At 26.1% G+C, this 13,026-nt stretch carries 15 protein-coding genes; 12 read left to right on the top strand and 3 right to left on the bottom strand.

Features of this window, described 5'->3' with window-relative positions:
- The first annotated feature begins 111 nt into the window (after nucleotides 1-111).
- Genes VBM88_RS01265 through scpB form a run of 5 tightly spaced genes read left to right on the top strand, consistent with a single transcriptional unit; the run spans nucleotide 112 to nucleotide 4,372 of the window.
- Complete coding sequence (locus VBM88_RS01265; protein WP_323680268.1) at nucleotides 112-1,908, top strand: hypothetical protein; 1,797 nt, start codon at nucleotides 112-114, stop codon at nucleotides 1,906-1,908.
- A gap of 55 nt (nucleotides 1,909-1,963) precedes the next feature.
- Nucleotides 1,964-2,290 carry a 4'-phosphopantetheinyl transferase superfamily protein gene (locus VBM88_RS01270; RefSeq protein WP_257089508.1) on the top strand — a complete coding sequence of 109 codons (327 nt, stop codon included), beginning with the start codon at nucleotides 1,964-1,966 and terminating at the stop codon, nucleotides 2,288-2,290.
- Nucleotides 2,277-3,050 carry a lysophospholipid acyltransferase family protein gene (locus VBM88_RS01275; RefSeq protein ID WP_323680269.1) on the top strand — a complete coding sequence of 258 codons (774 nt, stop codon included), beginning with the start codon at nucleotides 2,277-2,279 and terminating at the stop codon, nucleotides 3,048-3,050. The genes VBM88_RS01270 and VBM88_RS01275 overlap by 14 nt, the downstream gene beginning before the upstream one ends.
- Nucleotides 3,040-3,810: a segregation/condensation protein A gene (locus VBM88_RS01280; protein ID WP_323176487.1), complete on the top strand. Its 771-nt coding sequence runs from the start codon at nucleotides 3,040-3,042 to the stop codon at nucleotides 3,808-3,810. Before VBM88_RS01275 ends, VBM88_RS01280 begins: the two co-directional genes overlap by 11 nt.
- Nucleotides 3,800-4,372, top strand: coding sequence for an SMC-Scp complex subunit ScpB (gene scpB / locus VBM88_RS01285; RefSeq protein ID WP_257089513.1), 573 nt, complete (start codon nucleotides 3,800-3,802; stop codon nucleotides 4,370-4,372). The genes VBM88_RS01280 and scpB overlap by 11 nt, the downstream gene beginning before the upstream one ends.
- 205 nt (nucleotides 4,373-4,577) lie before the next feature.
- On the opposite strand, the gene VBM88_RS01290 is transcribed toward scpB, so the two are convergent.
- Nucleotides 4,578-4,796, bottom strand: a complete 219-nt coding sequence (locus VBM88_RS01290; protein ID WP_323680270.1) for a hypothetical protein — start codon at nucleotides 4,794-4,796, stop codon at nucleotides 4,578-4,580.
- Nucleotides 4,797-4,977: 181 nt separating this feature from the next.
- Here VBM88_RS01290 and VBM88_RS01295 point away from each other — a divergent pair, with 181 nt between their 5' ends.
- The 7 genes from VBM88_RS01295 (at nucleotide 4,978) to VBM88_RS01325 (ending at nucleotide 11,242) form a co-directional block, all read left to right on the top strand.
- Nucleotides 4,978-5,856 (top strand): RluA family pseudouridine synthase, encoded by an 879-nt coding sequence (locus VBM88_RS01295; protein WP_323680271.1) that lies wholly within the window; start codon nucleotides 4,978-4,980, stop codon nucleotides 5,854-5,856.
- A gap of 2 nt (nucleotides 5,857-5,858) precedes the next feature.
- Nucleotides 5,859-6,161 (top strand): glutamyl-tRNA amidotransferase, encoded by a 303-nt coding sequence (locus VBM88_RS01300; RefSeq protein ID WP_323176483.1) that lies wholly within the window; start codon nucleotides 5,859-5,861, stop codon nucleotides 6,159-6,161.
- Complete coding sequence (locus VBM88_RS01305; RefSeq protein WP_323680272.1) at nucleotides 6,161-7,489, top strand: amidase family protein; 1,329 nt, start codon at nucleotides 6,161-6,163, stop codon at nucleotides 7,487-7,489. The genes VBM88_RS01300 and VBM88_RS01305 overlap by 1 nt, the downstream gene beginning before the upstream one ends.
- Nucleotides 7,482-8,912 carry an Asp-tRNA(Asn)/Glu-tRNA(Gln) amidotransferase subunit GatB gene (gatB, locus tag VBM88_RS01310; protein WP_323680273.1) on the top strand — a complete coding sequence of 477 codons (1,431 nt, stop codon included), beginning with the start codon at nucleotides 7,482-7,484 and terminating at the stop codon, nucleotides 8,910-8,912. Before VBM88_RS01305 ends, gatB begins: the two co-directional genes overlap by 8 nt.
- Nucleotides 8,887-9,981 (top strand): YhjD/YihY/BrkB family envelope integrity protein, encoded by a 1,095-nt coding sequence (locus VBM88_RS01315; RefSeq protein ID WP_323680274.1) that lies wholly within the window; start codon nucleotides 8,887-8,889, stop codon nucleotides 9,979-9,981. Before gatB ends, VBM88_RS01315 begins: the two co-directional genes overlap by 26 nt.
- A gap of 46 nt (nucleotides 9,982-10,027) precedes the next feature.
- Complete coding sequence (locus VBM88_RS01320) at nucleotides 10,028-10,861, top strand: GNAT family N-acetyltransferase (RefSeq protein ID WP_323680275.1); 834 nt, start codon at nucleotides 10,028-10,030, stop codon at nucleotides 10,859-10,861.
- Between the two features lie 84 nt (nucleotides 10,862-10,945).
- On the top strand, nucleotides 10,946-11,242 hold the full coding sequence (locus VBM88_RS01325; protein WP_257089537.1) for an HU family DNA-binding protein: 297 nt from the start codon (nucleotides 10,946-10,948) through the stop codon (nucleotides 11,240-11,242).
- Here the strand turns inward: VBM88_RS01325 and recU are convergent.
- Entirely contained in the window at nucleotides 11,239-11,733 is a 495-nt protein-coding gene (gene recU / locus VBM88_RS01330) for a Holliday junction resolvase RecU (protein WP_323177588.1), read from the bottom strand. The genes VBM88_RS01325 and recU overlap by 4 nt on opposite strands.
- A complete protein-coding gene (locus VBM88_RS01335; RefSeq protein WP_323680276.1) occupies nucleotides 11,723-12,859 on the bottom strand; it encodes a ComEC/Rec2 family competence protein in 1,137 nt (378 codons plus the stop codon). The genes recU and VBM88_RS01335 overlap by 11 nt, the downstream gene beginning before the upstream one ends.
- Between the last annotated feature and the right edge of the window lie 167 nt (nucleotides 12,860-13,026).

A 13,026-nucleotide genomic window follows, 5' to 3' on the forward strand; every position in this document is an offset into this window, starting at 1 on the left:
GTATTCAGACATTTTAATGAATTATTAAAATAACTATTCAGTTTTCAAAGAATATTTAACACCTTTAATGGTGTTTTTTTATTTTATTAAAAAATATTATAATTTTAATATATGACAAAAACAAAAAGAACAAATATTTCTAAAAGAAACATAAAAAGACGCCAACAATGGCATCTTAAGTTAAAGAAAGATAAAGAATTAAGCAAAATTTATTTATGCAGAAGGCAAATAGGTAATGTGATTAATGCATCAAATACCCTTGTATTGAAGTTGACAAATGAAGAATTATCATCTGAATTTGAGAATAAAATTGAAAAAGTAAATAAAGAATTTAAGAAATTCATTTATTTTCAAGATGTAAAATTTATTTTATATTTTGTGAAACAAAGATTAGAATTAATAAATAAAGATAATGATAAGTTATCATATAAATTTATAGGTTTCGATTTATTTGATATTTTGTTTAAAGAAATGAGATTACTATTCAAAACAAAAGATATAGATCATAAATGATTTTACAAAGTCATAACAGACACTATTTCTAATAAAATATCAAATATTGATTTACTTAATGAAAAAATTTCAAAATATAATCCTACAAATACTAATGATGAGTTCATTAATGACATTTTATTTGAGAAAGTAAATCAAAATAAAGAAATTATTTTGCAAAATTTAAATAGATTTGTTCATAACTTCACAAAAAGAGACAGAATTCACAAATTCAATAAATATATTTACTTACATATTACAAATATTACAGAAAAGCATTTTAAAAATAAGAAATTTATTTTCAATAATTTAAATCAAATGATAAAAACATCAGATGAACATTACACCATAATAACACATACAAATTGAGTAGGTATACCTATTAACGTCTTCTTATTCAAACATCTTCCTTATGCAGATAAGGATAAATTAATTTTAGATACTATTCAGTTATACAAAAGAGATGATAAAAGTATTTCAGTCATTCCTTATGATTGACCTCTTGATATTGAGAACTTATCAAGTAAAAGCAAGGGGCTTGTTAAGTCAGTCGCTAAATATATTATGTATTCTAAAAATATATTTACTGAAAAATTAAATGACCATTACAAAAAGAGAATAAATACAGTTTGATCTAGAGTTTTTAGTAGAAAAGATAGTAATAAAGTAAATATTATTTCTAAGAAACCATTAAATCGTCTAAATTACTTATACATAGAAAGTTCTAAAGATAAAGTCAATATAGATAAACAGGATTTAATTTATTTCAACAAATTGATAAATTTCGTAGAAAATAGGGATGACAATTTTGATGTAAGTAGTCTAAATAATATTGAATCAGATGAATATTACGAAAAGGAAATGAAATATTCAAAAATTAAGAACATCATCAATGTAAAAGATGGTTATGAAGCTCCAAAATTATGAGAGAAAATTCGCAGAGATAATAAAAATTTAGGATTACATTTTGCTTTTACAAATTTCAAAATACCTAAAAAGAAAGATTTAATAGATATATTAAAAAATGATGTAGATAACTATGAAAATAGTCAAATGATGAATATATTGATAAGTAGTTATAAAAAGTTTCTGAAATCATTTGAAGATATGAATGGATTTCTATTTACTAATTTAATAGCTATCTCAATAATTAAGATATTAAAATATATAATAAACTTATTTATTCGTTCAAATCCATATTGTATTTGTGATGAATTTAGTACATCGGAAATTTTACAATTAATTATATTTAATGAAACTAACAAATTTAGTAGTGAAATTAAATATAACCTTCAGAATTCGAAAGAAGATGATGTATTCTTTAATTTTTTAAACAAATATGATCAGTTCGCAAAAATCTTGAAATCAGCATTAATCCAAGAAGAAAGCGATGATACTAATACACCTATTACATAGGTAAAAAAGTCTATTTTATACTCCTTTTATCAAATAATTTTATATAATATAAAACATGTTCAAAATAGGTGTGGATGCAACTAATATTAATAGATTTATTAATAAAAAAACATCTTTTATAAATAGAGTTTTATCAACGCATGAATTAGCAGAATATAATCAAATAACTGATCAAAATTTGAAAGCTAAATTTCTTGCCAGAGCATGAGCTATTAAAGAATCTATTTACAAAATTGATAATAGCTACATCGATTTTCGCAATATTGATTTAGTTAAAAAAAACAATATTTGAGAATTTAAAAACTTCTGTATTTCTATCACATATGTTGATAATTTAGTTATTTCTGTTGCTATTTCTAAGGAGAAAAATGAAAAAATATAATGTAAATGTAATTTTTAAGATGATTTTATTTTCACCAGTTTGATTATTCAGATACTTTTTAATTAAATGAAAGGCTAGAAAATATAGAAAATCACCTGAAACAAGTAAATCAATCGAAAGATATGCTTTCTTACTCAAACTTTCTAAAAAAATGTTAAACCTTTACAATGTGGATGTAAAAATTGAGGGATATGAAAACCTGCCACAAAATGGTTCTGTGTTATTAGTAGCTAACCATAAGTCAAACTTTGACTCTTTAATCTTAATGAAAGCTACAGAACAACAATCATATGAACAAGGTGCTAAAGCCATGATACCTACTTTTTTAGCTAAGAGTGAGCTACAAAAGAAAAAAATAGTTAAGGATACTTTGTCACTTTTAGACACTGTTTTTATTGATAGAAAGAGCATTAAAAACAGTTTAAATGCATTGGGTGATTTCGGTGCATTTGTTAAAGTTCAAAAAACATATGGTGTAATTTTTCCTGAGGGAACAAGAGAGAAAAGTGAAGGTTTAGGTGAGTTTAAAGCTGGTGCATTTAGAGTTGCGCAGAAAGATTATATGTCAATTATTCCTACTGTAATAATCAACTCTTTAGGTTCTGATAGTGTACACAAAAAGCAAAGACAGCAAGTTACTGTTAAATTTTTACCAGCATTAAAACCATCTACATTTATGAATCAAGAAACATCAAAATTAGCAGAAAGAGTTAAAGGCTTAATTGAGTCAGAATTATTGAAGGAAAAAGATGAAAACTAATTACACAAATTACGATTCAGAATATAGCTTTAAAGTTGAAAAGTTTAATTTTGATGGACCATTAGATTTATTACTTGCATTAGTTAAAGATAAAAAGATCAGTATTAATGAAATTAACTTAGTAGAAATAGCAGATAGATATTTAGAAATTATTTCTCAATTAAAAGAGCAAGATATTGATTTAGCTGCTGATTATTTAGTTATGGCTGCTACATTACTTAAAATCAAAGCAGCTATGGCAATACAAGAACCAGGACAAGAAATTCCTGAAGAAATTGAAGAAGATAAAAGACAAATTTTGAGACAGTTAGCTGAATATGAACAATTTAAATCAATTAAAGAAGCTCTTAAAACATATGAATTAGATAGACAAGATATTTTCATCAAAGATCCATCAAATGTTGATGAATTTATCGTTGATACCAATGACACTAGGTTAGACGGTCATTCTAACCCGGTTAAATTAATTGCCGTTTTAAGAAAAATGTTTGAAAGAGTTTATGCTCAAAAACTTAGAACAGCAAAATTAGAAACATTTAAACTATCACCATCTGATCAATATGGAATGATTAAAGAGTTACTTAGAAAACATGAAAAATTAACTTTCCAAATGGTCTTTTCACAACCAAGTATGGGACACTTTGTTGTTACATTGCTTGCTGTATTAGTTTTAGCTAAAGAACAATATTTAAAAATAATTCAAGAAAAAGAATTTGAAGAAATCTCAATTATTAGAGGAGAACTTTACGATGAAAAATAAAATTTTAGAAGCACTATTATACATTCAAGGAGATGATGGACTTAACTTAGAACAAGTTAAAGACATTTTCTCACTAGCTACTTTAGCTGAAGCTAAAAAAGTAATGCAAGATTTCTTAAGAGAGTTTAATGACTTAGAAAGAGCGCTTAAAGTAGTCAACTTCAATGATGTTTACAAATTAGCAACTAGAGAAACATTCAAAGATTATGTTACAAAAATGGTTTCAGTTGTTAAAAAACAAAGATTATCAAATGCTGCTATCGAGGTTGCTGGTATCATCGCTTACAAACAGCCAGTTACAAAAGGTCAAATTGCATCAATTAGAGGTGTTGCATCTGATCAAGTTGTTAATACACTTTTAATGAAAGGTGTTATTGAAGAAGTCGGGATTTCTCCTACACCTGGTAACCCTGTTCTATATGGAGTGACAAACAAATTCTATGATCACTTCAAATTAACAAGCATGAGAGACTTGCCTAAAATGACTGAATTTAACTATGTAGAAGGTGTAGAAGATGAAAATGAAGACTTTGACTTATTCGGAAGTCAAAGAGAAGAATAATTATATTTAAGATACAAAATTACTATCACTAAATTTGTGATAGTAATTTTTATTTTTCTGATAAAAGTGACTAAAACGAACAAAAAGTATGCTTTGTTCGTTTCATATTAAAATATTTTTACGAAGGAATTAAAGCTGAAGTAGGTGATAAACTTATTTCATAGATTTTCTTAGAAGACTTCTCAATTTCTTTTCTAGAAATTGCTTAAGAAGATTTTAACTTATTCAATCAAGTCTCACATATTGATTTGATTTCTCCAATTTTGCTTGCCATTTGTGAAGGTAATGTGTCTATAACACTATTATCAGGTAATTGAGAATAAGCTGATTGGAATACTGTAGTAAATTGTGTTCTTTCTTCATCTGTGATTTTATCTTCTGGTTCTGTTGAAAAACATGATGCAGCAAATCCTTTGATAGTCATAGTAGACGCTAAATTAAGTCTTGCAGGTTATATTTTCAGCAATTTTAATATCCATTTTTTATGTTGTTCAATACTTTATTAGAGGGTAGAAAATATGTTTTAACTAAAAGTATTGATATTACATTTTTTATTTTATTTAATAAAATAAAAAAATATAATTACATTAATAAAGCAGGTAGAAATGATAGAAATAAAAGCAACATTAAATGATTCAGGAAGAACAATATTAAAACTTATTCAAAAATATTTTCCTAATTTAAGTAAAGGATTTGTTGAAAAGTTATTTAGAAAAAATGAAATTAAAATAAATGGATTAAGAAAAATTCAAAAAAATCAAATTGTAAATGAGAATGATGCTATCACTATTTATGGTTTAAGTGAATCTGATTTGCAAAAAGAATATGAAGTTAAAAAATCAACTTCAGTTAATTTGAAAGTTTTATATGAAGATGAAAATATTTTAGTTTTAAATAAAGCGACTGGAATTTCAGTTCACGATGAAGATGATTCGTTAGATGAACAAGTTTTATCATATTTAAACTATGTGCCTACTGATAGTTTTAAACCAACACACGTTGGTCGTTTGGATAAAGAAACAAGTGGGATCATCACTTATGCTAAAACTTATGAAGCGGCTAGACAATTGAATGATAATAGTGAATTCATCGTTAAAAAATATATTTTCATCAGTGATATTAAGTTAGACAACTTTTTTGAACATAAACCTTTTGTAGTTAACAATTGAATTTACAAAGATGAATCAAATGAAAAAATGAAAGTTTCAAAAAATAATACAAAAGACGCTAAGCAAGCTACAACTTTATTTTATTCAGAAAAAAATCGAAAAATTGCACAAATTAAAACAGGCAGAAAGCACCAAATTCGTGTGACTTTGTCAAATTTAGGTTTCCCTATTTACGGTGACAAAAAGTATGGTGGTAAAAAAGAAACTAGATTAATGTTACATTCATATTATGTTAAATATAAAAATATGAAGAATAATTTAAGTTATTTAAATGATTTAGAGTTATATTGCTTACCTAATTGAAAGAAAGGTTAATTATGGAAAAATTAGATATTGAAAAATTAAACCAAATAGTTAAATCATTAATGTTTGAACCTACTAAAGAAGTTCAAGAACAAATTTTGTTAATTTGAAAAGATATTCAAGATGGAATTAAACTTCTTGACAAACTTGATTTATTAAATGTAAAACCAATGGAAAGAATTAATGAGCAGCCTATTTTAGAACTCCTACGTGAGGACATTGAAGATATGAGTTATTCAGTTTCAAAAGAAAACATTTTAGATAATGCAAAAGAAAAAGATAGTGACTTTATTTTACTTACAAAGGTGGTTAAATAATGAGTAGAGAATTTTTAAATAAAGGTAATTTTGAAGCTGCATACAATGAACTTCAAAATGATAAAAATAATGCAGTTAGCTGCTTATACGAAAAATCAAAACAAGTTTCAAATTCAAGCAATCTACTCAATGGTGTTGTTTTAACTATCAAAGATGTTTTTGCCACAGAAGATAAAATCACTAGAGCTTCAAGTAAGATTTTAGAAAACTTCAAACCTTGTTACAATGCTACTGTTGTTGAAAGACTTTTACAAAATGGTGCAATTCCGGTTGCTAAGGTTAATAATGATGAATTAGCTTTAGGAGGTACAGGAACACATAGTGCTTATGGTTTAATAGTTAACCCTAAAGATACTAAACGTTATGTCGGTGGTTCTTCATCAGGTTCAGCTGCAACAATGACAAAAAATATAGGAATTGCATTAGGTTCAGATACTGGAGATAGTGTTAGATTACCTGCTTCATTCAATGGTTTAGTAGGATTTAAGCCATCATATGGTGCGATTAGTAGATATGGAATGTTTGCTTATGCTTCGTCATTAGATACAGTTGCTTACTTTACCCATAATGTAAATGATGCAATCATTACTGCACAAGCTGTTTTTGGTAAAGATGTCAAAGATATGACTTCAGTTGACGTTCAAATAAACAATGTAATTAAAACAAAACCAAAATCAGTAGTTGCTCTTGATTTTAGTTCATTAACAAAAGATTATGTGAATGCAAGGTTTAACCAGTTACTCGAAAAATTAAAAGATCAAGGTATAGAAGTCAAATTGGTGCAACCAAATTTTGATATTTTAAACACAATTTCTATTGTTTATAAAATCATTTCTTTCTCTGAAGCTAGTTCAAATTTAGCCAACTTAAATGGAATAGCTTTTGGTTCAAGAGTTGATGGAAACTCTTGAGAAGAAGTTATGTTTAATACAAGAAGTCAAAAATTTGGAAAAATGGTTCAAGAGAGATTAAGTTTAGGAAGTTACTTTTTATATTCAGAAAATCAAGAAGAAATTTTTATTAAAGCTCAAAAAGCTAGAAGAGTTATTGCTAAATACTTTGAGGACTTGAAAACACAAGGCGATGTTTTAATCTTTCCGGCTTATGTAGGTATTGCTCCATTATTTGAAGATAAATCAAAAAATGGTGTTATGGACTTTATTTTAACTGGTGCAAATTTATCAGGTCACCCATCAATAACAATTCCATTAGGTGAATATGAAAATATGCCATATAACTTAGCTCTTGAAACAAAATTATATTCAGATGAAAAATTATTAGGTTATGCAGAATACTTTGAAGAACTTATAGGAGATTTAAATGAATAATTTTGAAACTATTATAGGAATTGAAATTCACGTTGAATTAAAAACTAAAACAAAAATGTTTTCGCCAGCCGGAATTGACTTTAATGCAGAACCTAATACAAAAGCACACCAAATTGACCTAGCTTACCCAGGAACATTGCCTCAAGTTAATAAAAGAGCAGTTGAATATGGAATCAAACTTGCAAAAGCTCTTAATATGCAAATTGATGATGAATTACATTTTGATAGAAAAAACTACTTTTATCCAGATTTACCAAAAGGTTATCAAATTACACAGTTTTTTAGACCAATCGGAAGCAATGGTTATGTAGAAATTCAAACTTCAAATGGATTAAAACAAATCGGTATCGAAAGAATTCACCTTGAAGAGGACACTGCAAGACAACATCACGATGATTCAGTTACAAAATTGGATTATAATAGAGCTGGAATCCCTTTAATTGAAATTGTAACTTATCCAGTGATTAGAAGCGGTGAAGAAGCTGCATTATATGTTGATATGATTAGAAAAATTGTGCAATTTTTAGATATTTCTGAAGGTAAATTAGAACAAGGAACCTTAAGAGCCGATATTAATATTTCGCTTAAACCTTATGGTGTAGATAAATTTGGTACAAAAGTTGAAATAAAAAATATGAACTCAATTTCTAACATCAAAAAAGCAATTGATAATGAAATTAAAATTCAAAAAGAAAAACTTCTTAAAGGTGAAGAAATATTACAACAAACAAAACGTTTTGATGATCAAACTAACACAAACGTGGTTATGAGAACTAAAACAGGTTCTGTTGATTACAAATATTTTGCAGACCCAAACATTCCGATCATTAAGTTATCACAATCATTTATTGATAATGTTAAATTAAATGAGCTTCCAAACCAAAAAGTAAAAAGATATAAAGATGCAAATATTGCAGATATTTACATTAACAGTTTAATTGATGATATACCATTAGCTAATTATTTTGACTCTATTGATTATGATAATAAGGAAGCTTTATCAAAAATTTTCTTCTCAGAAGTAGTTTCATTAGCAAATGCACAAAATAAACACGTTATTGATCTTGATATTAAACCTGAATATTTAGTTCAAAGTTTACAATTATTAGATCAAGAAGTTATTTCAAGTAAGTCGCTTAAAAAACTTATAACACTATTACCAAGTTATAAAGGTAACATAAATGACTTATTAGATGCGCACAAATTAAAACAAATAACAGATAAAAATATCATTGCAAGTTATATAGACACAATTATTAAAAATAATATTTCAATGTTAGATGAATATGAAACTAGACCTGAAAGAGTTATTAAATTTATACTTGGCGCATTAATGAAAGAAACTAATGGACAAGTTAATCCACAGTTGTCAAATGATATTGTTTTAGAAAAAATCAATGAGTTTATTAAACAAAAAAACTAATACAAACACTGATTATAATAAGTTAATAAAACTTAAAAATGTAACTAAAAAAACTAAAAAAACCTTTCATCAAAACTTAATTTTTCCTGAAAGATTTACATTTTTCTCAAAGATTTATGAGTTTATAATCAAGAAATGCTTGATTAGATTTTTCGCAAGCATACTGATTTGAGTTAGAAATGAATCAGATCATAGAAAACGTTTAAAAGTCGTGGATAATGTATATAGTAAATTCACAAGTAATGAATATAACTTTATTTGATTGTCTACTGCATTTTACTTATTAATATCATTTGTTCCTGTAATATATGTGGTTTTCTTGTTAAACATATTTTTCGGTTTTATTCCAGGTTATAACAATCTAGTTGGAAGTAATTTCCAAGATAACTTCATAACAATTATTATGTCAAGATTCATCCCTGGGTCGCAAAACTACCTACAAAGCATTCAAATGAAAGACCAAGGTACGTCTGCATTCAATTTACAAGCATTGCTACCTAACATTTTCCTATTTTTATCATCACTATATATATCAAGCACAGGATATGGAAAGTTAATTTCAGCAAATAACTACATTTACAAACATAATAAAATTGGTTCATATTGAGGTAATAAAATAAAAGGATTATTCTTAGTTTTATTTGTATCAATATTATTCTGATTTTTCTCAACAATCGATATCATCATTGAAATAAAAATAACAGAAAAATATAATGGAACAATTTGATTAAATACGTTTGTTTACATATTAATTTCATTTGTTTTTGTGTTTGTAATGTTAGTTGGTTTATTCAAGCTTATTCCATCATTTAAGTTAACCATTAAATCTATTTATAAAGGAGCTATCTTATCAACCACTCCAATTGTTTTATTAGTTTTATTGTTTAAAACAATTAATCAACACATTAACTATGACAAATATGGTGGTCCTGTAGGGTTCTTCCTTACAATTGCATTCTTTATAAACTGAGTTGTTTACTTTATGTTCTTAGGTATTGCTTTCAATAATGCATACTATAAAAACTATATTAGTGAGAGAACCATCACAAAGAGAAATTGATTTATTTAACCAGTATACACTGGTTATTTTTATTACAAAAGAGTATAATTAAAATATGAGAAAAATGTTAAAGCTAACTAATGACTATAAAGATAGAGTTTTAGAATTCCTTTATACACAAGATAAATACCTTAATATGATGTTAATTGCAGATATTGAAACATTTGGTCTAGAAGGCGAAAATATTGATAGTTACATTGATTATGTAAATGAAAGACCTGTTTTAATTTTTTATAGATTCCATGATACATTGTTAATTTTCGGAAGAAAATTAAGAGGTAAATACGAAGATTTAGAGAATATTGTTAAAAAATATAATATCAAGAACTTTGTCTATCAAAAAGAACTTTATAACGAATTAAATAATGCATTATCAGTAATTATTGGAAATAATATTGTCCCTAATTATCAATATGTTTTAACTTTGAATAAAAAAGATTTTAAGAAACCAAACAATTTAAAATCAACAATGATTAAAATTTCAGATCTGGAAAATATCATTGAAAGTAGAAAATTAATTCCTGAATTTACAGGACTATCATCACATACGCTTGATATTAAACACTTAAAAAGATCATTTGAAAAAGGTGCATATTGAGGATATGTGCTAAAAGATGAAAATGAGAAAGTTTTATCACATGCATCAATTAACTGTCAATCAAAAGATGCAGTCATGATCGGAGGTGTTTTCACAATTCCTGAAGCAAGAAAGAAAGGTTATGCAAAGGATTGTGTAATGAACATTTGCGAAAGGATACTATACATAGAAAAAACACCTGTTTTGTTTTTCAGTAACAAAATTGCAGGTGCTATGTATTATGGACTTGGCTTCAAAGATTATGATAAGATCGCTTTAACAAAAGTTAAACCTACAATCAAACAAAAATAATTACTTTTATCCCTAAAAATTGTGGAAAAAAGTTTTTTTGTATTATAATATTGTTATTACAAGCTTTTAAAAGGAGACATTGAAATGACTAAAAAAGAATACATTTTAGAAGTTGCAGATCGTGCTGAAATGACACCAAGAGATGTTGAAAGAGTTTTCGATGCTATGGTTTTCGTTCTTAAAGAACAATTAATCATGGAAGATAAAGTTAGATTATCACATTTAGGAATTTTTTCAACAACAGTTAAACCACAAAGAAAAATGGTAAACAAATTCAAAAAATCAGAAAATGATGCTGATTTTATTGTGGTTCCACAAAGACGTGTTGTTAAATATACACCTTCAAAATACTTACGTGAATTAATAGATTTTAAAGCTTAATTTAAAAATGTTAAATATCCAGGAAATTCTAAAAATAACTTTTTAGAATTTCTTTTTATTTCTTCATATTTGACACTACTTTTATTTTTAAAATATTGTAATAATTCTGGAACAGTTATTTTGTAGAACTCATCATATAATGAAAAGTACACAATAGCAAAAGAAATACCTTTATTGCTATGTATAAGGTTTAAATATTCGATTTGATGTTTCTTAAATAATTTTTTAGTGAGTGAATTATTATTTGTACTCTTGGCTTCAAAACAAATAAATTGACCATTATACATACCTACGTAATCCACTGTTGATTTCTTAATTCTAAATGAACCCAAGACATTATTTTTAGTCTTTGATTGAATATTTTTTATATCAAGAGGAGTGCTCTTTTTCTCGATGAATGCAATGTTTTCTTGTCATAAATAAGCTATAGTGTTGTTGATTATTTTTTCTAAAAACATCCCTCTATTTTTATTATTTGAACTAATTTGCATATTCTAATTTCTCCATTCTTAATTCAAGTTCAGCTATCCTATGTTTTATAAAGTCGGATGATCTAACTTTCTCTAATCTTTTCATTTTTAAGAACATTAATCTGGAAATGTAAATGTATATAAAAGGATAAATTATGTAGTATCAAAATTGATAATAAAACTTATATGTCACATTTGCTTTTGATAATAGCTGGATGAAAGATTGCGCTAACTCAGCAAATGGAACTGCTATAAAAGTTATTGGTAAAGTTAAGGTAAAGAAAATAATTAAAAACTGAAATATTGGTGTCAAAATAATTGAGTAAACATAAGATATTAAACTAATTTCTCTTATATATGCGCTAATTATGGATATAGAAATGAACCAGGGGACGAAATAACCTCCAAAGAAGTTCGCTGCTTTTTGCTTTCATTTTTTAGGTTTTCAAAATTTGTTCAAATCTACATTTAACATAACAATAGTTAAAATATATGATAGTCAATAACCTAAATTCATAACACTATAAGGTCTAAAAGATAAGAACAAAAATGCTATTACGAATATTGGACAACCGACATTCAATTCTTGATCTTTTTTAAATATTTTTCAAAAATGAATGACAAGTATAAATAAATAAGTTCTTATGATTGACACTGATTTCTTGCAAAATAGAAAATAAATAGTAAGCATAATAATTTGTAAGATTCCATATTTATCAAATTTTGAAAATATCATTCTAACGAATACGTAAATAGTACCCAGGTGTAGACCGCTAACAATCATTAAATGAACTACTCCCATTTCTTTTAAGGTAGTTAATGTTTCATTATTTGTAGATGTGTTTATACCAAAAATTAATGGGAAAATAAAATCTGAATATGCTTTATTTTTGTTTAGAAAATGGTTATAAAACATATGTCTTAAATTGAATCAATTATTAACAACAATAACTTTGTTAGGTTTAATTAAAAAATCAATTTCATTAGCTAGCAAGTAATTTGATTTTTCTTTAATTTCCTTCAATGTTCCTCAAATAAATATTTTTGAATAGATAGTTATTTGGTCTTTAGCAGATTTTAATTCAGACCTATTGAGTATGAATTTATTCATAAATTTATCCTCAACATAAAGAGCTTTATCCGACATATCAATCACTGTGTAAGTTTCGGAGACGCCTTTGTTACTGTAGAATCATGCATTTATAATAATATGTTTGAGATTAAAAAATATCAAAAATGTTAATAATATTGCTAACAAAATTACGAAATCATTTCTTTTTAAGATAATGGAAAAAATAAAGAGTGGAATTAAAT

Origin of the sequence: Mycoplasma sp. 1232, assembly GCF_034863345.1 — a bacterium.
Lineage (GTDB): Bacteria > Bacillota_I > Bacilli_A > Mycoplasmatales > Metamycoplasmataceae > Mycoplasmopsis.